This window comes from Niabella aurantiaca DSM 17617 (assembly GCF_000374125.1).
GTDB lineage: Bacteria > Bacteroidota > Bacteroidia > Chitinophagales > Chitinophagaceae > Niabella > Niabella aurantiaca.
The window spans coordinates 356,546-380,819 of the sequence record NZ_KB893644.1 but is presented as its reverse complement, the minus strand read 5'-3'; the positions used below and the strand labels follow the sequence as shown (position 1 = coordinate 380,819).

The window sequence follows — 24,274 nt, the reverse complement described above, 5'->3', positions numbered from 1 at the left end:
ATGTTTGTTATTGATTGTTACGTGTCCCAGTGTTGTGAGGTTTTTTTTTACGCTTATCGTTACCCGGAGTACTAATGTTTTTTTCCAGCACCTCCCGACCCAGGTCTTGCCAAATCCTTACAAACTCGCTTTCATAATCGTAAAAATCCGTAAGTAGGTTCAAACGCTGGAGCTCATCATAACGCTTTTCTGCCGCGTCAAGGTATTCCTGTTTTGTCATATTTTATGGGTTTTATTCTTAAATTTAACCCATTCCCCAAAAATAACAGTGCGAAAATCTGAAATGCACCCACGGGCCGGTTCAACCGTTTTTTGTATTTTTAAGATCAAATATTAAACCAATGCTGCAAATATTGCTCACTTGCATACCACAACTGATCATCGCAGGGGCCCTGCTTTACTACCTGGTCAGAAAAAGGGATATGCTCAGTGGTGTTCTTTTTGTCAGTTACCTGGCAAGTTTTGTTGCTGGCCTCCTCCGGCTATCCCTTTCCATCCGGCACGATCTCAAAAACGAGCTCCACAACATCGTGTTGCGGTCCTATGTTTCATCCATTGCCTACACCGTTTTTGCCATTGCCTTTGTAGCACTGATCATCAATATCCTGAGGCCGGTACTCCAAACGATCCATTCCTCAGCGAATCAAAACAACCAGACAACGTATAGCTGACAGGCCACAGGTATTTAAATGAACAAAAACCCATTCACTATTGACCCCTCACTATTCAATCATTAAAATGAAACGTATTCTTTTATATACCCTTTGCCTGTCCTTATTCCTTACTGCCTGTGACAAGGATGATGCCTTCAAACCGGACGACAAATCCGTCCCGCCTCCATCTACCGCATACACCGGCATTGATGAAAGCTATGGTGCCGACCCGCTTCAAAAAATGGACATCTACCTCCCGGCGGGCCGGAGCAGGGCAACAACAAAAGTCATGATACTGATCCACGGCGGGGCCTGGGTGATCGGGGATAAGGCCGACGAAGATTTTGCACCCGTGGTCGACTCCCTGCGCAGGCGGCTTCCGGATTGGGCCATTTTCAATCTGAACTACCGGCTGGCCGGCGGCTTTCCATTCAATTTCTTTCCTACCCAGGAAAATGATATCAAGGCGGCCATCACCTATATTTATAACCAGCGGACCCGATTTTCCATCTCGGATAAATGGGTACTGGGCGGCGCCAGCGCGGGCGGGCACCTGGCCCTGCTGCAGGGTTATAAAAACAGCGGCGGTCTTATAAAACCCAGGGCCATCGTCAATTACTTTGGTCCGTCAGATATGCAGGATATGGAAGATCACCCGGGTGCCGAGTCTCCCGGCAAACAGGCCCTCCAGCTGCTTTGTAACGGAACGGAGCAGGCAAGCAGTCCCATTAATTATATCGATGCACAGACGCCGCCGACCATTACCCTGCAGGGCCTGGACGATCAATTGGTATTGCCGGCGCAGCAAGAGGCCCTGCATGCAAAGCTGCAGGCCAACGGCGTTCCCCAAAAACTGGAAAAATATCCCGGCGAAGGACATGATGACTTCAGCGCTGCTACTATGAGCAAATCCTTTGACCAGGTACAGGAGTTTCTGAACCAGCATGTGAAATAACGGTGGCGGATCAGGCTTTCTAATACGGGATGTTATACGATAGTGAAATTTATTATAGATCAAAACAAGGCGTTGCGTCTTTGCCCCGGTGCGTCTTTGCGAGAAACTTTTTGGGCTCATTAAAATATCACTTTCGTATTAATGCGCTATAAAATGCATTTTTGATACGGCCCCGAAAAAGAATTGGCAAAGGAAAGTCCAAATCATCGAAAGCAGAAAAGTACAACGGCGCAAGACCAGCATCGTTAACCAGCGTACCTCATACCAGCAAATTCAACAGGAGCACGCCCAGCAAACCAGCGATCCCGATAACAGACTCCATCACCGTCCAGGTCTTAAAGGTATCCCCGATGCTCAGCCCGAGGTACTCCTTAAACATCCAGAAGCCGGTATCATTCACATGCGAGCACATCAGGCTGCCGGCACCGATGGAAAGTACCATCAGCTCCGGCTTCACCTGCATGGAGGCAATGAGCGGCTGTACAATACCGGCCGCCGTAAGCCCTGCTACGGTAGCCGATCCTACGGCAATGCGGATAAGGGTTGCCACCAGCCAGCCCAGGAACAGGGGCGTCATGGAAGTATTGCGGAAAAAAAGCGTGATGGCATCCGCCGTTTTACTCTGAAGCAGCACTTCTTTTAAAGCACCGCCCGCAGCAATGACCAATACGATGGTAGCAATGGCATTGATCGACCCGCCGGTACGGTCCATTAATGATTTTACCGACAGGCCCCGGAACACGCCTAAAAAGAGCAATGCGCAGATCACCGCAATCAGCATGGCCATACCCGGATCACCGGCAAAGTGCAATACGGCGCTCATCGCGCCGCTTTCATCTTTGCTATACACGCCCTGTATTGCGGAAGCCGCCATCAACAGGACCGGTATCAATGCGGTAAACAGGCTGATGCCGAAACCGGGCAATACGCGGACGGCCGTTTCCGTACTCCCAAAAATACCCGGTGGCGGGGCGGTCCTGATCTTTTTTATAAGTTCCGGAAAAATAATTCCCGATAAAAGCAAGGCTGGTATGGCAACACACAATCCATACAGCAATGTTTTGCCCAGATCGGCTTTAAATAAAACAGCAATGGCCGTTGGACCCGGGTGTGGCGGCAGGAAACCGTGCGTAATGGAGAGCGGCGCCGCCATGGCGATGGCCAGGTATGCCAATGGCAGACCGGTTTGCCGGGCTACCACAAATACAAGCGGTATGAGCACAATGAACCCCGCGTTGTAAAACAATGCCAGCCCCACTGCAAAACCGGTCACCGCCAGCGCAATCTTTGCCCGTGCCGGCCCAAATATCCGGATCAGCCCATTGCAGATCTGCTGTGTAGCGCCGGTTTCCGTAAGCAATGCGCCCAGCAATACCCCCAATCCCAAAACAAGGATCAGCGATCCCAGGGTGTCTCCGATCCCCTTATTCATCGCTGTAATGACCTGCATCGGCGCCATCCCGTTCATCAGGCCGATGAGGAGCGCTACCACTACCAGGGAGATAAAGGCATTGAGCTTCAGAACCGTGATCAGCAGCAGGAGCAACAGGATTCCAAGTACGAGGATCAACAGGGCCATGGCAAGTATTTAAACCGAAAATACAGTTATTGTCTGACTCAGCCAATGCGCACGGCTGCTTAACATTTTTAACCGGCAAGCGAAAGACCGTAGCCACGGAACATGAACAGGCACCAGGGAATGGAGAACCATTAAGAAGCACAGGCAGCGGAGCGCGTCTTCCTGCCTCAATGATGTTGAAAAAATGATGTACCCGGCTCGGCAGATAAGCACGGATACCCCATGCGCACTGAAGGCAGGCGGAGCCGTTTTCTTCCGCCGGCGCGCCGGTCTTTAAAATCCGTTCCGGATCAACAGCGCTCCGATCCGGTCCAGCTCTTCAGGCAGGCCGGTTACCGGCACTGCAATACAATCCGTTTCCATACCGGTTGGTTCTTCCAGCGTTGCAAACTGGCTTTGCAGCAGACCGGCCGGCATAAAATGCCCGGTTCTTGTTCTCAGCAGTTGGCTGATCTGCTGAAAGCTGGCTTTCAGATAAACAAATAACAGCTGCACCCCGCCCTGCCGTAACAGATCCCGGTAGCTCCTTTTAAGCGCGGAGCAGGCGATCACTACAGAAATGCCTGTGGCATTCAGCGCCTGCATTTCCCGGTTGATGCGCAGCAGCCAGCCCCAGCGGTCCTCATCCGTCAGCGGTATGCCCGACTGCATCTTTTCAATATTGGCGGGAGGATGCAGGTCGTCACCATCCAGGAACCGGTAACCCCGTTCGCCGGCCACGGCTTTGCCAACCGTGGTCTTTCCGCTTCCGGATACGCCCATTATGATGATCGATCTGCCAGCCATGATTCTGATCACCAAGATACGCCCTATCGCTTAAATAACCTGCGCACCGGCTCAGATCCGGTTCTTTTCTTCCTCTGCGCTTTGTTCTACTTTTTTATCCTTGATCTTTTTACCGGCATTCAGCAGATAGCTTACGGAAATGCCTACAGAACGGGTGGGCCGTTTTTGATAGAAATCAATATCGACACCCTCGTAGACCGTGCGCGACTTTTCCCTGAACGTATTGAACAGATCCGTAACGGTCACTCTTACACGCAGTTTATTATCGAAGAACTTTTTCCCAAAGGAAAGATCGGTAAAGAACAAAGCGGCGTGGGTGGTATTGCCTTGCACATAAGGAGAGCTGTAGATCGTGGCAAGTGTGGCATCCATATTGTTTTTCAGCGTAAACGTCTGATAGGTGTTCAGGTTGAAGGAGGTTTGGGCAAGCTGAAAATCATTGATGGCGTACGCTGTATGAAAAAGCCCCGAATAGACATTTGCGGTCCACCATTTACGGATCCTGACCGGGGCATATACCGATGCGCCATACGAGGTACGGTATTTAAAATTACGTGTCTGGTATTCGATCACACCATCTTCCTGGGGATTGGCAAATTCCGCAATGATATTGTTAGTACGCAGGTACTGCAGGTTGAACATATACCCGGTCCAGAAATTATAGCCCAGTTTGAAGCTGTTGGCGTACTCCGGCAAGAGATCCGGATTGCCCACCAAAACGGAATAATCCCCGATGCGAAGCCGGAAGGGGTTCAGATCACCGAACTGGGGCCTGCGGATCCTCCGGCTGTAACTGAACGACAATGCAGCAGGAACCGGTTTGTCGTTCAGGTTCTGCAGCAAAAACGCCGAGGGAAACAGGTTCAGATAGCGCCGGGTAAATTGCTGTGCCGAAGTGATGTTGTTGCCCCGCATATAGGTTTCCTCCGCCCGTAACCCCAGCTTGATATGGGTTCTTTTTACAGCGCCTTCCATTGCTGAATACCCCATCAAAAGATTTTCATCATAAATAAACTGGTTGCTGGCATCTTCCTTTACGAGCCAGCTTCCGTTTGTAAAATGCTCGGTGGTAACAATATTGTTTCGTCTTGTAGCCACATATTTTACACCTGCCTGTAATTTGAAGCGGGCGTTGAGGTACCGGAGGTAATCTGCCTGGCCGCTGTAGATCTCGGTTGTGCTGGGATAGCTGTTCCGGTACAGCGTATCGCGGCGCGGGTCTGTATAAACCGAACGCACCATCATGTCCTCTGCCTTCCTGCCGTTTACATAGTCTGCAAGGATCTTGAATACAGAGCCGAGGGTATCCAGCTTATAACTGTAGTTGAGTGTTCCGGTGGTCAGGCGGGGCTTCCGGCTCCAGCCGGTAACCGAGGAACCCGTTACCAGTCCGCCGGCAGGGTCCTTTAAGACGATGCCGGTTTTAAAATCCCGTAAAAGATTGATGCCGGTTGTTCCGCCCTGAAAGCTGAGGGACTGCTTATCGGAAAGATCATACACCATCCCGCCCTGGTAGCTGGTTTGCCGGTTGTTGTTGATCCGGTCGGTGGTCCCGTCATATGAACTATGGTCCTTATAACTGTTAATGGTGCGGGCATAATACACCTGCTCCTCTTTTGACAAAGCGCCCCTTCCGAAAAAATAAAACCGCTTTATTTTATACTGTGCGGAGATGCCGGATGACAGATACGGCTTTCCCTTCTGCTGTTTAAAAACGGCCGTGGCCTGCCCGGTAAAACCCTCATCCCGGCTTTTCCTCAGGATGATGTGCACGATCCCCCCGGTACCGGAGGCTTCGTATTCGGCGGGCGGATTGGGGATCACCTCAATCTTTTTTATATTCTCCGACCGGATGGTGCGGAGGTACTCCGCCAGGTCGGTGCCAGACATCCGCTGCAGCACATCATTGATCATCACGGTAACCGATCCATTCCCATTGATCTTGATGCCCCCATTGGGGTCCACCCATATCCCCGGCGATTTCTGCAATACCTCCAGTGCATTGTTCCCGTCTGCCAGCGGCGTCCCCTCCACATTCACCACGTAACGATCGGCCCGTCGCTCGACCAGGGGCCGGGCTGCCGCAACCGTTACCGTGCGCAGAGTGCTTTTATCCTTTTCCAGCACAAAGGGTTTCAATTGCAGTGTATCTGAGAACGTAAACGTAAATGTTGCCGGCCGGTACCCGATGGAAGACACCCGTACATAATACCTTCTGCCCTGCTCAAATGTATAGGAGATCCGGAACTGCCCGTCACTTTCCCCCGCTGTACCGGAGCGCGTACCTTCCCCGTCTGTCAATGTTACCGATGCATAAGGCACCGGTTTCTGTTCCGTATCGGTAACCAGGCCCCGGATGCTTTGCTGTGGCGGGCCGCCTGCCTCGCTCTGGCTGCGCAGGGCAATGCTTCCCACCACGATCATATTTCCGCCCCGCCGGCTATAAAATAATCCGTTGGGCCGGAGAATGCTGTTCAGAATATCGGCTACGCTCCGGCGACGGACATCTACGGAGGCGTTCATGGAATCCTGTACGATTTCGTCGCTGTAAATGATGTGGTAACCACTGCGTTCCTGCACCTGCTCCAGTATCGCCTTCAGCGGCTGGTTAACCGCCGTAATTGAAATCTTTTTGCTTTGCGCATGTGCCACAATCGCTGCTGCAGCCATTAAAAAAACAAAAAATCCCCTTCTTACCAACTTGATGATGTTTACTTATTTTCTATACGCCGGCTTCCGGTAATTGTTACAAGCTGCCGGGCGGTTACCTGATCGTTACTTTCTTATCCTCGATCTTATAGCTGAACGGGTAGGCTGTTTTCAGTGCTTCTAACCCATCAGCTAAACTTTCGTTGACCAATATGCCGCTGAACCGCTTTTCCTTTAGTGCCTCTGTACGGATCTCAATGGTCACGCCATATTTTTTTTCGAGCTTCCGGGCTATATGCTGCAATGGCTCTTTTTTGAATACCAGCGAATCATCTTTCCAGTGCAGCCGCTGTGTCACCTGCTGATCGATGGAATCAATGTGGAACTGGACCGTTCCTCCTGAGGTATTGGGCGCCCATAGCCACTGATTGGGCTTCAGCAATACCTTATCTGTACGGTCGCCCCTTCTGGATACCTCCACGGCTCCCCGCAGCAGCACCACCTTTATTCCGGGATCATTCTTATAGGCTTCCACGTTAAAAGCCGTACCCTTTACTTCCACCATCAGCGGGCCAGCCAGCACCTGCAGGGGCACTTTCTCGTTGGCCGTCACATCAAAAAAAGCTTCTCCCTGCAAGATGATCTTCCGCTTTCCATCTCCGAAATCCGTATTGTATTCCAGTGTGGAATGATAATTCAATGTAACCTGCGTACCATCCGGCAACGCGGTGTATAATTTTTCATTTGTAGTACTAAGCACCTCCATCAGTCCCTCTTTTGTCGGTTTGTTCTTATAAAGGATCCATGCGATCCCGCCTGCGATCAATAAAAAAACAGCCGCTATTTTTATAAACAGGCCCGGCTGCAAAAGCCGTCGTGGCTCCGGTGCCGGCGCCCCTTCCGCAATACGCTTCCAGATCTCCGAAAGCCGGTCCTCCATATCCGGCACCACCGCAGTGCGATGGCTGCCAGCTGTTCCGATCGCCTCGCTCAATTGCCGGAACTCCCTGTTTTCTTCCATACACTGCTCCAGTCTTTCGCGTTCTTCCCGCGAAAGTTCATTTCTCATCTTCTTTGACAACAAGGCTAAAAATGTTTCCCTGTTCATACTGTTTTATGCTGCATTTTTATAGGACAAAAAAATCATCCCTTTTACTTATCCGCCTTTAAAAAAGTCAGGGTCCCTGCGCCCCGTGACCGTTTTTCCCGGGGATGATACCCCAGGTAGCTGCTTACGGTCGCTGCCAGGCTCTTCACGGCCTTGTATAATTGGTTTTCTACGGTTCTGACAGACAAGGACAGGATCGCCGCTACTTCCTTTGCTTTCAGGCCCTCTTCCCTGATCAGCCTGAAGATCAGCTGTCGCTGCTCCGGAAGCCGCTCCACGGCTGCGATGACAACAGCTTCCAGTTCCTTGTATTCTGCAGGAGCAACGCCTGCTTCGCTCCCGGTTGCAAGGCCCGGCTGCCGGTCCCCCAGCGGCACGGTTTTTTGAGGCCGCCGCAGGTAATTGAGACAACTATTACGGGCCGCAACAAAAAGATATACTTCCGGCGAGCGGACCGCCGCAAGCCGGTCCTTTTTTTGCCAGAGTTGTACAAACAAAGACGAAACGATTTCTTCTGCAGGTTCCTGTTGTTTCACATATTGCACAGCAAACCGCACCAGCCGTTCGTAGTAATGATAGAACAGCTGGTTAAAGGCTTCCTTCTGCCCCTGACCGATCTGCCGGAACAACGCTTCGATGGATGTTGGCTGCATGCGTATATACAGACACTAAAAATAACCCATATACTGACGCAAGGGGTATTTTTATTTTCCGGGCCGGATCGCAATACCCCGGATCAGCAGTGTTGGAACGCGCTGCAGCCGGTTACGGAGATCCGGATCGTTTTTAAACAGCCTCTGAGAACAAGGACCAGTACGGCCGGCGGTGTGTTTTGCACCGGGAAATAAATGTTATTTCTTTTATTTTTTCAGGCCGCCGCTGAAAGCATAGTTCCCGGAACCAAGCCGGTACACCCTGCAGCCTTTTTCGGATCTTAAAAAAACAATATTTTTCTGACCGGCGGTATTTTTACCATCCTGCAATACATCCCCGTCTGCTGCGGGTACCCATACCTCGGCGGTGGTATTTACGGGTATCGTTACCTTTAAGAACAACCGGCCTTCCTTCTTTTGCCATGCGCTTTTTATCCGCCCGTAAGGGGTTTCATAGCTGCCCGAGGCAAACTGCAGCCCATTGTCTGTTTGCGGCCGGATGTAAAAGGTTTTAAAGCCCGGGGCTGTGGCATTGATCCCCAGCAGCGACCGGTAAAACCATTCCGTCACCGATCCAAACATCGGGTGGTTTTGCGAGTAGGTGTTATCCGAATATTTCCAGGTCTCCCACAAAGTGGTAGCGCCCTGCCGGACCATATGCCCCCAGCCGGGAAAATCTTCCTGGTTGACCACTGTGTATGCCAGGGCATCCAGCTCATTTTCGCGCAGCACATCAAACATCATTTTGGTAGCAAAAATCCCGGTGGAAACATGATCTTTTTTGACAGCAAACGCCTGTACAAGCCGTTGCAATACGGCGGGCTTTTCTTTTTCTCCTACAATAGCATACCAGAGCGGAAACAGCTGTGCAGCCTGGGTCTGGTTATCAAAAACGCCTTTACCCCTGTAAAATTTTTGCAGCACCGCGGTCCGGATCTTTGCTTCCAGCATTGCATACCTGCGGGCTTCCACCTGCTTATCCAGGAGCGCCGAAAACTCCTTCATCAGCCGTACATGATGAAGGTAAAACAGGGAGGCCGTCAATGCCACCGGTTTGGGATCCAGCGACTCATGATCGCTGATGTCGTTCTCATATAAATAAGCTTTTGCGCTGTCTTCCAAAAAGCGGATCTGTTTTGTAAGCGAAGGATAATATTTTTCAACCACGCGTTTGTCGCCATAGAACTCATACAGTTTTTTTACCAGGTAGGGATAGCCCAGCTGCCAGCCAAGCGGCCCGGATTGATCGCCCGGGCCCTGGTCATGCAACCCCACATAGGGTGCCGTTTCTGTAATGCCTCCCAGCGGCCGCTGATCGTCTTCAAAATCCTGCAGGGACTTCCGGTAAAAATTGTACATGCCAAAATTGTAGCAAAAAGACTCCAGCGTACAAAACAGGTCGCCCCCGTAACCAAATTTTTCGCGGCCGGCACAATCCGACTGTACGCTGAAAATATTGCTTTTAAATGTACGCAGCGTGTTTTCCTGTATTTTATTGAACAACGGGTTGGAGCATTCAAAGACGCCGGCAGCGGGCACATCAGCGTTCATTTGCAGCCCCTCAATGTCATTAACGGTTGGTCTTCCCGGCCAGCCGGAGATCTCTACATACCGGAATACATGGAACGTGAAGCGGGGGTTCCAGACCTCTGTTCCCCGGCCCCCTGCAATAAACTGATCTTCCTGCCAGGCCACTGCCGGTGCGCCCGGCCCACCGTTTCTTTTTTTGATCTGTCCGGCCACTGCGGTCATTCCGTTTACTTCCCCATTTTTGTACACATCTTCCCCGTAACGCAGGGAAACCCGCGTTCCTTCCCGGGCTTTTAGCCGGATGCGGGCCACGCCTGCAAAATTCACCCCCATATCCGCCACATATTTCCCCGGGGCCACTTCCCTGACGGCAACGGGTTTTATAACACCCGTTACCCGGACAGGAGGCTGCAGGTCTGCCACCAGCCGGCCCCGGGGCCCGGCCGCCACAAAAGCTTTCTTATCCTGGCTGCCGGGTGCCCGCTGCAGCCAGGATTCATTGCCCCGGCGACCGTCGTACGTTTCTCCAAGATAGACGCTGTTCCGGATCACGGGCCCTTCCTTCCAGCTCCAGCTGTCGTCCGTGATCAGGGTTTCCCGGGTACCATCCGTATAAACAATATGATACTGGGCTTTTACCACCGGCCGGCCCACCGTCAGTGCGTTCCGGAGATTGTACACGCCCCAGAACTTCATAGGCAGGGGATTATACCAGCCGTTGCCCAATAGCAGCCCGGCAATATTGGTCCCTTTTTTCAGATTGGCCGTGATGTCGTAAACCCGGTACAGGATGCGCTTATCGAAATTGGTCCAACCCGGGCTCAATACATCATTACCGATCCGGGTACCATTCAGGTAAGCTTCAAAATATCCGGCACCGGCGATGTACAACCGCGCCGTTTGAACAGGTTTATGGATCTGAAGGGCCGCTTTGAACACCGGCATCGGATCATCTTTATAAAAATCCCCGTCTTTTTCAGGCAATGGTTTTCCGTCACTGATCCACCGGGCCTTCCAGTCGGCAGCCGACAGCATGGCTGTTTCAAACCAGGCCAGCGGGCTCCAGGCAGAAGCCCGGCCCTGCCGGTCGTACACCCGCACACTCCAGAAATACCGGGTAAAGGACCGCAGGGGTTTTCCGTTATAAATGACATTGATGCTTTGCGCCGATGCGATCTTCCCGGTGGTCCATTGATTGCCTACGCCTTTCCGCACCTGCGCCGCATCATCGCCAATCACGATCTCATAGGCCGTCTGAAACTGGCCGCGCTCCGGCGATTGAAGCTGCCAGCCCAGTACCGGCCGGGTAATATCCATTCCAAGCGGATTGGAAAGATGCTCGCAGGTCAGCTGTTCTATTGTTACGGAGCTGGCCTGTGCTTTGCACAATAGCAAAAACAATAAGGAAAGTATGGCAGATAATCGCATCGTTTTAAAATGATTATAGTTGGAAATCAAAAGTAGTGAAAAACCAGGGATCACTGTCCGGTACCACGGGCGGATGCATAAATCAGATACCATAAACATTTTAAAACCCCGCCTGCACGAACAGGACTTCCGGTAAGCCGCCGCAGCACGCTCCGGGGGCTGCAAACTTCCGTTCATCATGTGCTGCTATCAAAAATATTAAACCGCTGACTTGAATCGATATCGATTTGAACAGGTTGAGATTGTATTAAAAGTCGCTTTTTAGCGTGTTGTCGTTCTGAACTTGTTTCAGCATCTATTGATAGGCATCTATTATTAGATGCTGAAACCAGTTGCCAATGACAGATTATCTAATTATTGGCAATCAATCATACTTGGGTCATGCCGAGTTTTCGATAGGGGGCCTAATCAATGAAAGGATGACCCAAAGCAGGTTTGTCATTGCGCCATTGGTTTTGTGTTCACAAATGGAAAACCCAGCATGACCAACATATAGCCCCGATAGGGGCATCATAATGGCAGCAAGGTGTATAGCGTCTTATATTGAGCTCCGTAAGAGCGACCTGTTATATGGATTGTACCATACATTCCGGATTAACGGCTAAATGATGATGGCAGACCGGCTTTGCTTTACACTCTCCATATAGCCTTTAAAATAAGCAGGGATGTTCTCTTCCGGGCCGTTCTTTAAACGGTTGCGCACCTGGTGATAGGCCAGGATACCGGTTTCAAAATCCGGCTGGCCGGTGATGAGGACCGGCTGATCCAGTTTCTGATACCAGTAATAGGTACCGCCCACATTTTTCCGGGCCACCTCAAAAAGATAGGCGCCGGCGCCTTCCGTTATTTTCTGCTGCTGTACCGGAGTCATTTCGCCAAAGAAACCACCGGCATCCTGCAGCAGGCGCTCCAGCACTTCGAGGCTGCCGACCGAATAATCGAGCCCCGGATATTGAGGCGCATATTTTTGTAAAAAGGCTGTGGCCAACCCTTCAAGCGTTCTATCCAGGCCGACAGGGCCGCTCTTTTCAGCTGTTTTTTTTGCCGGATCTTTTTTGTCTGTGCCATTAAAAAAATCAAAAAAACGCATAGGTTTAAGTTTATTGCCTCCCTTTGTGAAGGGATGATAAAAATAGCCAATTAAATCAAAAAACCGGTGTTCCGGGAACGGCATCTTTCCGCCATTAAACGATCCGCGGGAGTTTTGGCGGAAGGTGTAAATCAGTTTTAAATGGACGGTTTTTTGTTTGAAAAACATCAACCACAAATGCATTTTGTTTAGAAAATTTCAATTTTTTTAACGATTCGCGTGGCTATTGTCTAAATAAGCAGATTTTTTATTAATTTACACAGCTCGATTGCCCGCTCTGTATTGAAAAGCCAAACTTATTTATTAAAAATCATTTGTTAAAAAATGACAGAAAAAAAAGGATTATACGACCCTTCATTTGAACGTGATGCCTGTGGTATTGGTTTTGTTGCCAACATAAAGGGCAACAAGAACCACCAGACCATTTCAGATGCCCTTACGGTTTTGGAGAACATGGATCACAGAGGGGCTTGTGGCTTCGAGCCCAATACGGGCGACGGCGCCGGCATTATGATTCAGATCCCGCACGAGCTTTTTTATGACGAGTGTCTTCAGATGGGCATTGCGCTTCCCGCAGTAGAAGAATACGCGGTGGGCATGGTCTTCTTTCCAAAAGAGGTAAAAGCACGGGAAGAATGCCGCGATATATTTACACGTGCTGCGGAAAAAATGCACATGAAGGTGATCCGCTGGCGCAATGTGCCGGTAAACCCCGCAGGGATCGGTTCTTCTGCCCTTTCGGTAGAACCGGATATTGAGCAGGTCTTCCTCCGGAGGCCGGACAACATTAAAACGGCTGAAGAGTTTGAGCGCAAACTATTCGTACTGCGTAAATACGCTACGCACCTGACCACCAACGCAGTAAAAAAAGACCCGATCGGCTTTTATATCAGCTCCCTGTCGTGCAGGACGGTGATTTATAAAGGACAGTTCACCAGTTTCCAGGTACGCACGTATTATAACGATCTTACAGACAACCGTACGGTGAGCGCCTTTGGACTGGTACACTCCCGCTTTGCAACCAATACCTTCCCTTCCTGGCGTTTGGCGCAGCCGTTCCGCTTTATTGCGCACAACGGAGAGATCAATACCCTGCAGGGAAATCTGAACTGGCTGCGCTCCAGCGAGAACAGCTTTGAATCGCCCCTGTTCACCCAGGAGGAAATGGACATGCTGGTACCCATTGTAAGCAATGACCAGAGTGATTCGGCCTGCCTGGACAATATGATCGAATTGCTGGCACTGACCGGCCGGTCCCTGCCGCATGTAATGATGATGCTGATCCCCGAAGCCTGGGATGGCAATGAAGATATGGACCCGGTGAAAAAGGCTTTCTACGAGTTCCATGCCTGCCTGATGGAACCCTGGGATGGCCCGGCATCCATTTCTTTTACCGACGGGAAGATCATCGGCGCCACACTGGACCGGAACGGGTTGCGCCCCTCGCGCTATTGTGTAACCAGCGACGGACGGGTGATCATGGCCTCCGAAACCGGTGCCCTGCCGGTAGACCAGAGCCTGGTTATTGAAAAAGGCCGCCTGCAGCCGGGTAAGATGTTCGTGGTAGATATGGAGCAGGGCCGCATCATCAGCGATGAAGAACTGAAAAAAGAGATTTGCTCACAAAAACCTTATGGCGACTGGCTGAACAAGCACAAGATCCGCCTAAATGAGCTGCCCGAACCAAGGGTGATGTTCACCAACCTGAGCGAGGACCAGATCTTCCGCTACCAGAAATCCTTTGGTTATACTTCGGAAGATGTTGAAAACATCATCACTCCTATGTCCATTACCGGCAAGGAGCCGATCGGTGCCATGGGGGTGGATACCCCGCTGGCGATACTGAGCGACCAGCCGCAACATTTAAGCTCTTATTTTAAACAATTATTTGCGCAGGTAACCAACCCGCCCATCGACCCCATACGGGAGCGGATGGTGATGTCCCTGGCCACTTTTGTTGGCGACAACGGAAGCCTGCTGATCGAAGATGAAATGGATTGTCATGTGGTAGCGCTTAAGCAGCCCGTGCTTACCAACTTTGAGCTGGAAACCCTGCGCAGCATTGATACCGGCACCTTCCAGGCCAAAACATTACAATGTTATTTCAGGGCCGATGGAAAACCCGGTTCACTGGGTAAAGGGCTGGACCGTATCTGTGCGTATGCAGAAGATGCGGTGAACGATGGTTTTGAGGTACTGGTGCTCCAGGACCGCGCCATCGACAGCCAGCACGCACCCATTCCGTCATTGCTGGCCGTATCCGCAGTGCACCATCACCTGATCCGGAGAGGACTGCGTGGAAAAGTGGGCATTGTGGTAGAAGCCGGCGATGTGTGGGAAGTGCATCATTTTGCCTGCCTGCTGGGCTTTGGCGCTACGGCGATCAATCCCTACCTGGCCTTCTCCACCATTCACAACCTGAAGGAGACGGGGAAAATAAAAACAGCGCTTTCAACAGAAGAGCTTTACAAGAACTATATCAAAGCGGTAAGCGATGGCCTGCTGAAGGTATTCTCCAAAATGGGGATCTCTACCCTGCAGTCTTACCAGGGCGCCCAGATCTTTGAGATCATCGGGCTGAACCAGGCCGTGGTACGGAAACACTTTACCGGCACCACTTCCCGTATTGAGGGAATGGGGCTGGATGAGATCGCACGCGAAGCAGTGACCAAACATCACTTTGGCTTTAGCCAGAAACCCAGCCCGGTAGACCACTTGCCCACCGGCGGTTTCTACCAGTGGAAACGGAAAGGGGAAACGCACCTGTTCAACCCGCAAACCATCCACCTGTTGCAGTATTCAACAAAAATGAATGACTACAACATCTTTAAAAAATATACCAAACTTGTAAACGACCAGACCTCCAAGGCCATTACCTTAAGAGGACTGCTGGATTTCAAACGCACCCGCAAACCCATCTCCATCGATGAGGTAGAGCCGGCTGAAAAGATTTACAAACGTTTTGCTACCGGCGCCATGAGCTTTGGCTCTATCAGCTGGGAAGCGCACACCACCTTGGCCATTGCCATGAACCGCCTGGGCGGCAAGAGCAATACCGGTGAGGGGGGTGAAGACGAAGCACGCTATACCCGTCTGGAAAACGGCGACAGCATGCGCAGTGCCATTAAACAGGTAGCCAGCGCCCGTTTTGGGGTAACCAGTCTTTACCTCACTGAGGCCGACGAATTACAGATCAAAATGGCGCAGGGTGCAAAACCAGGCGAAGGCGGACAACTTCCGGGCGATAAAGTGGATGACTGGATCGGCAAGACCCGTCATGCCACACCGGGTGTAGGCCTGATCTCCCCGCCCCCGCACCACGATATCTATTCCATTGAGGATCTGGCGCAGCTGATCTTTGATCTGAAGAACGCCAACCGCCACGCGCGCATCAACGTAAAACTGGTGAGCAAGGCCGGCGTGGGAACCATTGCTGCCGGCGTTACCAAGGCCAAGGCCGATGTGGTGCTGATTGCAGGCCATGATGGCGGCACCGGCGCCTCGCCGATCAGCTCCATCCGGCATGCAGGATTGCCCTGGGAGCTGGGCGTGGCAGAAGCACAGCAAACACTGGTTAAGAACAAGCTGAGAAGCCGTGTGGTATTGCAGACCGATGGCCAGATGCGCACCGGGCGCGATATCGTGATCGCCGCTATGCTGGGTGCCGAAGAATGGGGCGTAGCCACCGCGGCACTGATCGTGGAAGGCTGTATCATGATGCGCAAATGCCACCTGAACACCTGCCCCGTTGGTGTGGCTACTCAGGATCCGGAATTGCGGAAACGGTTTACCGGCAATCCCGATCACGTAGTGAACTTCTTTAAGTTCCTTACAGAAGATATGCGCGAAGTAATGGCAGAACTGGGTTACCGGACAGTAGAAGAGATGATCGGCCAGTCGAACGACCTGAAAGTACGGGAGGGCATCACCCACTGGAAATACAAGAACCTGGACCTGTCCCCGATCCTTTACCGCGAGCAGGAAGAAGCCGGTATCGGGCTTTACAATTCCGAAGAACAGGATCATGGCATTAAATCCGTACTGGACTGGAAATTCCTTGAAGCAGCCAAACCGGCTATTGAAAGCGGCACTGCTATAAAAGCATCTTTTGATATCGTGAATACGGACCGCGCTGCCGGTACCATTCTTTCGCACGAGATCACCAAGAAATACCGGTCAGAAGGCCTGCCGGAAGATACCGTACACCTGAAACTGAAAGGTACTGCCGGTCAAAGCTTTGGCGCGTTCTCCAATAAAGGCATTACCCTGGAGCTGGAAGGCGATGCGAACGACTATTTTGGCAAGGGCCTGAGCGGTGCCAAGCTGATCACCTACCCGGATGCAAAAGCTGGTTTTGTTGCGGAAGAGAACAGCATTATCGGCAACGTGGCCTTTTATGGTGCCACCAGCGGCGAAGGGTTCATCCGCGGAAAAGCAGGCGAACGCTTTGCGGTACGGAACTCCGGCGCTACGGTGGTAGTAGAGGGTGTGGGCGACCACGGTTGTGAATATATGACCGGCGGAAAGGCCATTATCCTGGGCAATACCGGCCGGAACTTTGCAGCAGGTATGAGCGGCGGTATTGCCTTTGTATACGACGCCAGCCAGAAATTTGCCGACAATTGTAACAGGGAAATGGTGGAACTGGATCCGGCAAATGACGCCGATGCACAATTCCTTCATCAATACATATCCAGGCATTACCAGTACACCAACAGCCCGGTGGCCAAATTCATCCTTGATGATTTTGACAACCAGCTGAAAAACTTTGTAAAAGTATTCCCTTCCGAGTACAAGAAAGTATTACTGGCGAAAGAGGAACAAAAACAACTGGCATAACAGACGTTTCTGGTTTATTGTTTTGGGTTTGATGTTATTCCCGGATAATATTTAGCTTAAAACAACCAACCGCTCTTTCTGGGCGAAACGAGAAACGACAAACAATAAACGTTAAATAAGAAAATGGGTAAACCAACAGGATTTTTAGAGTTTTCGAGAGAGACTCCCCAAAAGAAAACAGTAGCAGAACGCGTTCAGCACTATAAAGAATTCGTAGCATTATTTCCGGAAGATCAATTGAACAACCAGGCCGCAAGATGTATGGACTGCGGAGTTCCATTTTGTCACAGCGGTTGCCCGCTGGGAAATGTGATCCCGGAGTTCAATGATGCTATTTACCGCAAAGAATATAAAGAGGCATACGAAATTCTGACCTCCACCAACAACTTCCCGGAATTTACGGGGCGTATCTGTCCGGCACCCTGCGAATCGGCCTGCGTGCTGGGCATTAACCAGCCTCCGGTTGCTATTGAAGAGATCGAAAAACATATTATTGAGATCGCCTTCGAACGGGGCTTTGTTTCCAAAAAAGGGCCCAATATCCGCACCGGTAAAAAAGTGGCCGTTGTCGGCAGTGGCCCTTCCGGACTTGCTGCCGCTGCCCAGCTAAACTATGCGGGTCATAGTGTAACGGTCTTCGAACGGGATGAAAAACCGGGCGGCCTGCTGCGGTACGGGATCCCTGATTTTAAGCTGGAAAAATGGGTAATAGACCGCCGGATCGAGGTCATGCAGGAAGAAGGCATAGAGTTCCGCTGTCATGCACACGTGGGCAAAAATATCAGCATACATGATCTGCTGCGCAATTATGATGCAGTGGTCCTGTGCGGCGGCAGCACGGTTCCCCGCAACCTCCCCATCCCCGGAAGGGAGCTGAACGGGGTTCATTTTGCTATGGACTTCCTGAAACAAAATAATAAACGGGTTGACGGAAAAGACTTCCTGGCCCATAAAGACATCGAAAGCAATATCTTAACGGAAGAAGTGCTGGCCACAGGTAAAAATGTGGTGGTAATTGGCGGAGGCGACACCGGCAGCGACTGCGTAGGCACCAGCAACCGGCATAAGGCTGTTTCCGTAACACAGTTTGAACTGTTGCCCATGCCCCCGAAAGAACGGACGGAAGCCATGCCCTGGCCTTCTTATCCGATGCTGCTGAAAACAACGACCAGCCACGAGGAAGGCGCCAACCGGCACTGGTCTATTGCCACCAAAGAATTCAAAGGAGATGAAAATGGTCATCTGAAATCGCTGGTGGTGGTAGACCTGGAATGGAAAACCCCGGCACCCGGGAAGCCTGCCCAGTTTACAGAGATCCCCGGTTCCGAACGGGAATTGCCCTGCGAACTGGCCTTACTGGCAATGGGCTTTGTACACCCGCAGCACCAGGGCATGCTGGAGGAGCTGGATGTGGAGCTGGATAACCGGGGCAATGTAAAAGCAAGTGAGCAGGAATATAAAACCAATATTCCCAAGATATTCTCCGCCGGCGATATGCGCAGGGGACAAAGCCTGGTGGTATGGGCCATCAGCGAAGGACGTGAATGCGCCCGGAAAGTAGACGAATTCCTGATGGGGCATTCCATACTGGAAGCAAAGGAACAATCGGTACTGATGTCTTTTGAATAATACACCGATAGTATTTATAAAGATAAAAGAGGTTGTATCAAGAGTTTTTCATTTGTCATGCCGGGTTTTCCATTTGTGAACACAAAATCAATGGCGCAATGACAAATCTGCTTTGGGTCATCCTGAACTTGTTTCAGGATCTGCCTAAATCGTGCATAGATGCCGAATAGATGCTGAAACAAGTTCAGCAAGACATTGTCCGGCATGACTAAAGTCTGATTCATTGTCAATACATTAAGCAATCTGTCATTGGCAACTTGTTTCGGCATCTAATAATAGTTATCTATCAATAGATTCTGAAACAAGTTCAGAATGACAACACGCTGTAAAGCGACTTTTGATACAATTTCTTTTTTATTGGTCACTGATAATGAACCGGTATCAAAAACGATATTATTCCGGAAAATAGCTGAAATAACAGGTCGCTCCTACGGAGCTCAACATGAGATGCCATACACCCCGCTGCCATTATGATGCCCTGAAATAAAAAAATCTGGTATGCTGCTTTAGAAACTCCCCTTCATATCCGCATGACACACAAGGATGAATCAATGTCGTTTACTCAGCGTATCTGAAAAATCCACTTCGTCTCCCTATTGCTTTCAGGGTATGCTGCGGCTTTTTGCCCCAAAACCGGGACCGCCTGTTTGTGAAAAACCAGTTTGTAAAATTCCTAAAATTTCACGACTCAACTTTTCACAACTTTGTGAAGGGTGTTCCTGAAAATTAAGGAGTTTCATCATCTACGATAAATTCGTAGATTAAAAATAGACTGTTTGCTCATTCCAACGGTTAACGAGCTGTAATTTTACCTTGCTTTTTCCATTTTAGGCAATAGGTTTGCCTGCACTGAAAACAGCGCTCCTTATTTAGTGATGCTGGGGGTTAAGCCGCCGCCGCTTTTATTGAAGCCTGCCTTCGATTGGTAATGATCGATGCGTTAGCCGTCATGATACCAAAGAATATCCAACACTTTTCGGTAATAGCATTGCGGGCATTTACCTTTTGGAGCAAATAATGATTCTTCTCATTACCAAAGCTTCCTTCCAACCGGGTTGCCCGTTGTTTGTTGAGCAGGCTACGCATGGTTTTGCTTTGCTCTATATGAGCGGTCTTTTGCCTGCCCTTGGGGGTAAAATTGGTAACGATTTTTTGCTTTGTGCAATAGCTGCGGTTGGCATTGGTGGCATAGATCTTATCGGCGCTATGGTGCGTGCATTTACCGAAGAGTCGCTTATGCAGCCATACACAGTCTTTAAGCCTTGTACCTTCGTTAAAGGCATCATAACTAAAATGCTCAATAAAACTGATACCGTCCACCTGCAACTTGTTTACCTTGGCACCAAATTCTACCGCTTTTGCTTCTTTACCCCTGACAATGGGACGAATATAGGGTTTGCTAAGTGATACTATACGGTCTTGTATTTTATCTGTCTTACCATATACTTTGTCATGTTGTTGAGCATACACGCTAATAATGGTGCGTATTTCAGCAGCTTGCTTTAAAGATAGCTTTACTGGCTGTTGTTGGCTCAGCTCTTCTATTAGCTGCAACAATCGCAGTAAAAATTTCAGCAGTGTTTTCAGCAACTTTTTTTCTGCGCGTTTAGTTTTCTTTTTGGTTTTCTGGTAGTGCAAAAACAATAGCCTGAACTTTTCATAGTTGCAACGGCTGCCACGAAGCTTCGCTTGCCTGCGAAGATGATTATACAATAAATAAGTTTTGTTGCAACACTGCCACACCAGTTTTACCGGCGTAGGAAAGGCAATACCGCTTTCATAGCAGGTAGCATCTTCACTGCTGATATGGGTATCGTTCATGTAAGGCTTCCAGTGTCGGGCCAGGATGTCCTGTACCTTGCTTATATCCAGGTACTTGCCCAGATAGCTCCGCCAGGCGCTGGGAAGATCCGTATCTTTTATCATCTCATCGGGCCTTAGCCGGATGCCACAAAAAAGTTGCAGGCTCCAGTCTGTATTGATACGTTCAATAAGCATCGCATCACTTACATTAAGATAATGCTTTAAAATCTCCAACGCAATCCCTCCTTTGACATCAAACCACGGCTTACAGCCCCGGCCACTCTTTGCATGACGAGGCGCAGCAATGACCGCCGCTAACTCATCAAAGGGAATGCTCTGATAAAGCCGCCCTAAATCTGTTTGTAAAAATCGCTGATCTAATAAAGATGGATAATCGAAAAGAACTATTTTTGACATAGACAAAGAATAAGAATGCCTCACTTAAAGCAAATTTTGCTCCAATGTGAGGCATTTTTATACCTTCTTCTCAATAAAATCTAAGCCTGTACTCGATTACACTTTTTCAGGTACACCCTGTGAACTTCCGGTTTGTAAATTTTTCATTTTTTCACAAACTGATTTTTCACAATTGCATTCAACCGGGCTCCTGTTAAGGGAGCGGGGCGATTTATGCAAGTCGTCCGTCATTAAGCCCGGCACAGACCAAAGACCTGCCCGCCATCAGCAACACCCTGGCAGGCCCCAAATACAAAAAACCCTTCCCAAACGGGAAGGGTTTATATCTGTTATAGCAAAAAGTTACTATTTTTTGCGAAGATTTGGATGAGGAGGAGCAACTGTGTTCGGTCCGTCTTCACCCGGTGCAGCTGCACGGATGTCTACGGTGTTGCAATCTCCACCTTCCTGACCAGAAGAGAAGATGAATCTGTCTCCGCTGATACCTTCTTTTTCCTGTAAGTGTGTGATCACTTTGTTTACATGATCCCAGCTTAATTGCTGTTGACGTTTAGTAGCAGCGCAATAGCCAACTACAACTACTTTACAGTTCGGATTTGCTCTCAGTTTAGAAGCTACAACAGCTAAAGAAGCGGCAGCATCAGAAGAAAGCGTATTGGAATTAGCTTTGAAAGTAACGCTCGGTAAAGCACCCAGCAAAGTGGCGCAATCATCTACTTTAACGCCACAACCTTCCGGACAAGGGCATTTACCAACACCATCAGCATCTACCGGCTGGCAGTAGGTAGGAGTGATCAGCTCTTTATCTTTACAATCAGGAACACCGTCACCATCTGTATCGCGGCTTACACCATGTGTATCAACCGGGCAACCAGCAGGTGTTTGCTCTTGGTCAAACTGATCTGTTACGCCATCGCCATCAGAATCAGGAAGAACGATCTCGGGAACGCGACGCAGTTCACCGTAGGCATAGTTCAGCGGGTTCAGCCAGTACAGCGGCTCAACTCTTCTGGATTTGTTACCCAGGTTAAAGTTCAGACCTACAGTCAGGTAGTTGAAGAAATCTTTATCGGGGCTTAATGTACCTTGCTCAGCCCAACGATCTCCGTCCAACAGATCAGAAGCATGCAGGTTGTAGATCACACGATCTTCAACAGCTAAGTTTACGCGGGGAGACAGTCTGAAAGCGATACCAGCACCTGCAGTAGCAGAAGGAGTGATATAGCCGGCAAACATTTTGCTCCATTTAACGCTGGGATCTACTTCAGCAGCAGATTCATACTCATCATCAAAAACATCTTTCAATGTTTTCATCATGTCCTTGCGGCTTGTGTTTGTTTGATCACCGGCAGGGAAATTTGTGTATGCAGTACCGCCGTTTTTAGCATCAACTGTTGAGTGGAAGGTGTTTACACCAATACCAGCCAACGCATAAATGGTAGCTCCGGTCTGTGCTTTGTAGAAACGGATGTTTCCCAAGTTAAACAAAGCCTGGAGTGACAGATCCTGTGCTTTTGTTTTGTAGTTGTAGTAAACAGGCGCTCCGGCATATCCTGCAGCATTCCAGGGATTGTCTGCAGGGGCGTGAACATAGCTCATGGAAGGTCTCCAGTTCAAACCGGTAGCGCTACCATAAACATACTCCAGTCTTAAGGACATTACGTGTCCCAATGACTTACGGATGTGTGCACCAAAACCAAAGGATTTTCCAAAACGGGAGTTTACATCTCCATTTACAGTGAAAGATCCCCCTTTAATACCGAGTTCCCACATGTCTTTCGGTTTAGCGGGATAATCGCTTGTACCAACCATAAAATCATTATGCTGTTGCAGATTTTTGCCAGAATAATAATTAGAGTCAGTAACAGAATAAGTACCGTACAGCGGATGAGGCGCTGTGTACGGATGCGAAGGGCTTACTTGGGCAAACCCTGTAGACGCAATCAGGCAGCCTAGACCTGCCAATAATGTGTACTTTTTGCTTGTCATAACTAAGGATTAAGATTTAAAAACGATTTCCTAAAATGAATAGCAAATTTAGAGCCATTTCTTAAATAAACAAATTTTTAACCAAAAAAAATAATAAATTTTTCCCTGTTTCTTGTTTATTTTCAATTAAAAATGAGTGTGTTAAATCATGCTCATTTGAAGGATTTAGCCTTATTTTGCCCATAATTTATGCATTGACAATGAAGCTTCCCACCTCCCTTATAAAAGTAGAATTAGCCAGTTTCGAACAGCGGTTTAACGAGGCAGTTAAAAGCAATACTCCCCTTTTGGACCGCATTATGCGTTATATTGTGAAACGGAAAGGTAAACAATTACGGCCCATGTTTGTTTTCCTGTCCGCCAGGGTATTTGGCCCTACCACGGAGGCTACTTACCGGGCGGCCTCCCTGGTGGAGATCCTGCATACCGGCTCGCTGGTACATGACGATGTGGTGGATGATTCCTTTGAAAGAAGAGGCTTTTTCTCAACCTATGCGCTGTGGAAAAATAAGGCATCCGTCCTTGTGGGGGATTATCTCTTTGCAACGGGGCTCCTGCTTTCGCTGGAGCACGGGGATTACCGCATGCTCCGGATCATGTCGGATGCTATCCAAAAAATGGCCGAAGGCGAGCTGCTGCAGCTGGAGAAAGCCCGCTCCCTCAACCTTAAAGAGGCCATTTACTACGAAATTATCCGGAACAAAACGGCATCACTCCTGGCATCTGCCTGCAGCGCGGGAGCCTGGTCCGTAACTGAAAACGAAGCTGCTACCGAAAAAGCCCGGCTTTTTGGCGAAAAAACGGGGATCGCCTTCCAGATAAAGGATGATCTTTTTGACTATGCCAGTGAAGATGTTGGAAAACCTACCGGTAACGACATAAAAGAAAAGAAAATGACGTTGCCCCTGATCTATACGCTCAATAATACCGATAAAGCCACCAAACAAAAAATCATTAATATTGTAAAAAATAATAATAACGACAGGCAAAAGGTACAATGGGTGCTCAATGTGGTAAGGGAAACGGGAGGCATCCGCTACGCCCAGGAAAAAATGAACGCTTACAAGGAGGAAGCCCTGGAAATTTTAGCCACCTGTCCTGAAAATGAATACCGGCAGGGCCTGGTGGACCTTGTCAACTATGTAACCGAAAGAAAATACTAAAAA

The 24,274-nt window shown here is 49.6% G+C and carries 15 protein-coding genes; 5 read left to right on the top strand and 10 right to left on the bottom strand.

Going from position 1 to position 24,274, the window contains the following annotated elements:
- Positions 1–7 precede the first annotated feature (7 nt).
- The gene (locus B160_RS0121085; RefSeq protein WP_018627361.1) at positions 8–220 is read right to left on the bottom strand and encodes a hypothetical protein; all 213 of its coding nucleotides are present in this window, start codon (positions 218–220) and stop codon (positions 8–10) included.
- A 121-nt stretch (positions 221–341) separates the two neighbouring features.
- Between B160_RS0121085 and B160_RS0121080 the strand changes: the two genes are divergently transcribed.
- The gene (locus B160_RS0121080; protein WP_018629926.1) at positions 342–671 is read left to right on the top strand and encodes a hypothetical protein; all 330 of its coding nucleotides are present in this window, start codon (positions 342–344) and stop codon (positions 669–671) included.
- Between the two features lie 67 nt (positions 672–738).
- Positions 739–1,608 (top strand): alpha/beta hydrolase fold domain-containing protein, encoded by an 870-nt coding sequence (locus B160_RS30835; protein WP_018629925.1) that lies wholly within the window; start codon positions 739–741, stop codon positions 1,606–1,608.
- A gap of 259 nt (positions 1,609–1,867) precedes the next feature.
- On the opposite strand, the gene B160_RS0121070 is transcribed toward B160_RS30835, so the two are convergent.
- The 7 genes from B160_RS0121070 to B160_RS29820 form a co-directional block, all read right to left on the bottom strand.
- Positions 1,868–3,187, bottom strand: a complete 1,320-nt coding sequence (locus B160_RS0121070) for a gluconate:H+ symporter (RefSeq protein WP_018629924.1) — start codon at positions 3,185–3,187, stop codon at positions 1,868–1,870.
- Between the two features lie 273 nt (positions 3,188–3,460).
- Complete coding sequence (locus B160_RS0121065) at positions 3,461–3,973, bottom strand: gluconokinase (RefSeq protein WP_018629923.1); 513 nt, start codon at positions 3,971–3,973, stop codon at positions 3,461–3,463.
- Between the two features lie 51 nt (positions 3,974–4,024).
- On the bottom strand, positions 4,025–6,673 hold the full coding sequence (locus tag B160_RS0121060) for an outer membrane beta-barrel protein (protein WP_018629922.1): 2,649 nt from the start codon (positions 6,671–6,673) through the stop codon (positions 4,025–4,027).
- 64 nt (positions 6,674–6,737) lie between these two features.
- On the bottom strand, positions 6,738–7,730 hold the full coding sequence (locus B160_RS0121055; protein ID WP_018629921.1) for a FecR domain-containing protein: 993 nt from the start codon (positions 7,728–7,730) through the stop codon (positions 6,738–6,740).
- Positions 7,731–7,774: 44 nt separating this feature from the next.
- On the bottom strand, positions 7,775–8,383 hold the full coding sequence (locus tag B160_RS29825) for an RNA polymerase sigma-70 factor (RefSeq protein WP_051107221.1): 609 nt from the start codon (positions 8,381–8,383) through the stop codon (positions 7,775–7,777).
- A 207-nt stretch (positions 8,384–8,590) separates the two neighbouring features.
- Complete coding sequence (locus B160_RS0121045) at positions 8,591–11,341, bottom strand: family 78 glycoside hydrolase catalytic domain (RefSeq protein WP_026309919.1); 2,751 nt, start codon at positions 11,339–11,341, stop codon at positions 8,591–8,593.
- 601 nt (positions 11,342–11,942) lie between these two features.
- Positions 11,943–12,431, bottom strand: a complete 489-nt coding sequence (locus B160_RS29820; protein WP_040680239.1) for a hypothetical protein — start codon at positions 12,429–12,431, stop codon at positions 11,943–11,945.
- A gap of 324 nt (positions 12,432–12,755) precedes the next feature.
- On the opposite strand from B160_RS29820, the gene gltB reads away from it, so the two are divergent.
- The gene (gene gltB, locus B160_RS0121035) at positions 12,756–17,270 is read left to right on the top strand and encodes a glutamate synthase large subunit (protein WP_018629915.1); all 4,515 of its coding nucleotides are present in this window, start codon (positions 12,756–12,758) and stop codon (positions 17,268–17,270) included.
- Positions 17,271–17,393: 123 nt separating this feature from the next.
- Positions 17,394–18,899: a glutamate synthase subunit beta gene (locus tag B160_RS0121030; protein WP_018629914.1), complete on the top strand. Its 1,506-nt coding sequence runs from the start codon at positions 17,394–17,396 to the stop codon at positions 18,897–18,899.
- An 885-nt stretch (positions 18,900–19,784) separates the two neighbouring features.
- On the opposite strand, the gene B160_RS29815 is transcribed toward B160_RS0121030, so the two are convergent.
- Both B160_RS29815 and B160_RS0121015 read right to left on the bottom strand, forming a co-directional pair.
- Positions 19,785–21,119, bottom strand: a complete 1,335-nt coding sequence (locus B160_RS29815; protein WP_071597063.1) for a hypothetical protein — start codon at positions 21,117–21,119, stop codon at positions 19,785–19,787.
- A 345-nt stretch (positions 21,120–21,464) separates the two neighbouring features.
- Positions 21,465–23,108 (bottom strand): OmpA family protein, encoded by a 1,644-nt coding sequence (locus B160_RS0121015; RefSeq protein WP_018629911.1) that lies wholly within the window; start codon positions 23,106–23,108, stop codon positions 21,465–21,467.
- A 200-nt stretch (positions 23,109–23,308) separates the two neighbouring features.
- Here B160_RS0121015 and B160_RS0121005 point away from each other — a divergent pair, with 200 nt between their 5' ends.
- Positions 23,309–24,271 (top strand): polyprenyl synthetase family protein, encoded by a 963-nt coding sequence (locus tag B160_RS0121005; RefSeq protein ID WP_018629909.1) that lies wholly within the window; start codon positions 23,309–23,311, stop codon positions 24,269–24,271.
- Positions 24,272–24,274: the final 3 nt, after the last annotated feature.

Bases quoted from the DNA above. Each gene is read 5' to 3' on its own strand.
- B160_RS0121085 (WP_018627361.1), bottom strand. From the start codon at position 220: ATGACAAAACAGGAATACCTTGACGCGGCAGAAAAGCGTTATGATGAG.
- B160_RS0121080 (WP_018629926.1), top strand. From the start codon at position 342: ATGCTGCAAATATTGCTCACTTGCATACCACAACTGATCATCGCAGGG.
- B160_RS30835 (WP_018629925.1), top strand. From the start codon at position 739: ATGAAACGTATTCTTTTATATACCCTTTGCCTGTCCTTATTCCTTACT.
- B160_RS0121070 (WP_018629924.1), bottom strand. From the start codon at position 3,187: ATGGCCCTGTTGATCCTCGTACTTGGAATCCTGTTGCTCCTGCTGCTG.
- B160_RS0121065 (WP_018629923.1), bottom strand. From the start codon at position 3,973: ATGGCTGGCAGATCGATCATCATAATGGGCGTATCCGGAAGCGGAAAG.
- B160_RS0121055 (WP_018629921.1), bottom strand. From the start codon at position 7,730: ATGAACAGGGAAACATTTTTAGCCTTGTTGTCAAAGAAGATGAGAAAT.
- B160_RS29825 (WP_051107221.1), bottom strand. From the start codon at position 8,383: ATGCAGCCAACATCCATCGAAGCGTTGTTCCGGCAGATCGGTCAGGGG.
- B160_RS0121045 (WP_026309919.1), bottom strand. From the start codon at position 11,341: ATGCGATTATCTGCCATACTTTCCTTATTGTTTTTGCTATTGTGCAAA.
- B160_RS29820 (WP_040680239.1), bottom strand. From the start codon at position 12,431: ATGCGTTTTTTTGATTTTTTTAATGGCACAGACAAAAAAGATCCGGCA.
- gltB (WP_018629915.1), top strand. From the start codon at position 12,756: ATGACAGAAAAAAAAGGATTATACGACCCTTCATTTGAACGTGATGCC.
- B160_RS0121030 (WP_018629914.1), top strand. From the start codon at position 17,394: ATGGGTAAACCAACAGGATTTTTAGAGTTTTCGAGAGAGACTCCCCAA.
- B160_RS29815 (WP_071597063.1), bottom strand. From the start codon at position 21,119: ATGTCAAAAATAGTTCTTTTCGATTATCCATCTTTATTAGATCAGCGA.
- B160_RS0121015 (WP_018629911.1), bottom strand. From the start codon at position 23,108: ATGACAAGCAAAAAGTACACATTATTGGCAGGTCTAGGCTGCCTGATT.
- B160_RS0121005 (WP_018629909.1), top strand. From the start codon at position 23,309: ATGAAGCTTCCCACCTCCCTTATAAAAGTAGAATTAGCCAGTTTCGAA.